Genomic DNA, 579 nt, shown 5'->3' on the forward strand with positions numbered 1-579 from the left:
CAATCAAGGCTTAAACTTTAGTGTGAATGGTGGAACTGCAGACAACGTTAAGCTTGGAGAAACGGTTAACTTTGCGAATGGCACCAATACAACAGCAGTGTATGATGCTGCAACCAACACCTATAAATACAATGTAGTCGATGCACCAGTATTTAGTGGAGTGGTAAAAGCGAACGGTTTTGATGCAAACAATCAAAAGATTACGAATGTCGCAGATGGAAGTATTGCAGCTGGTTCAAAAGACGCAGTGAATGGCGGTCAGCTTAATACAACGAATACGAATGTAAGTAATTTGACGACGACTGTAACGAATCAAGGCAATCAGATTGCGACTAATACAACGAATATTGCAACAAATACAAGTGATATCACTACCCTAAAAGGTGGTTTCAACTTACAAACGAATGGTAAGAACTCAGGAGCGATCAAAGCTGGAGATACAGTTGATATTGGTGTAGCAACACCAGCGGATACTAACCTTACAGCGACGAAGACAGGTAATAATGTAGCATTTGCCTTAAGTAAAACCTTAGATTTAACAAGTGTAACTACAGGCAACACAGTCATTAATAATACTGG

General features: G+C 39.7%; 1 pseudogene. It reads left to right on the forward strand.

Annotated features, from left to right (window positions below):
- Window positions 1-579: pseudogene (locus tag D7V20_RS19445) on the forward strand (hypothetical protein); the annotation flags it as partial.

The organism is Acinetobacter rongchengensis, assembly GCF_003611475.1.
GTDB classification, from domain to species: Bacteria; Pseudomonadota; Gammaproteobacteria; order Pseudomonadales; family Moraxellaceae; genus Acinetobacter; species Acinetobacter rongchengensis.